Annotated in this window: 1 protein-coding gene; it reads right to left on the reverse strand. The window is 70.7% G+C overall.

Annotated features, from left to right (window positions below; translation table 11 throughout):
- Positions 1–280: thiamine pyrophosphate-binding protein (locus tag HGG74_RS21380; protein WP_512698801.1), on the reverse strand; the 280-nt coding region annotated here is incomplete at both ends.

Consider the following 280-nt stretch of genomic DNA (forward strand, 5'->3'; position numbering starts at 1 on the left):
GCGCGTCCGGGTCGAACATCCCCCGCATCCGCCGCTGGGCGTAGGCGAAGCCGACCGCGCTGGCCAGGCCCTGGCCCAGCGGCCCGGTGGTGATCTCCACCCCCGGGGTATGCCCGTACTCCGGATGCCCCGGGGTCAGCGACCCCCAGGTCCGCAACGCCTTCAGATCCTTCAGCTCCAGCCCGTACCCGGAGAAAAACAGCTGCAGGTACAGCGTCAGCGAGGTATGCCCGGGCGAAAGGATGAACCGGTCCCGCCCGATCCACCCCGGATCGGCCGG

Source organism: Arthrobacter mobilis, from assembly GCF_012395835.1.
GTDB classification, from domain to species: domain Bacteria; phylum Actinomycetota; class Actinomycetes; order Actinomycetales; family Micrococcaceae; genus Crystallibacter; species Crystallibacter mobilis.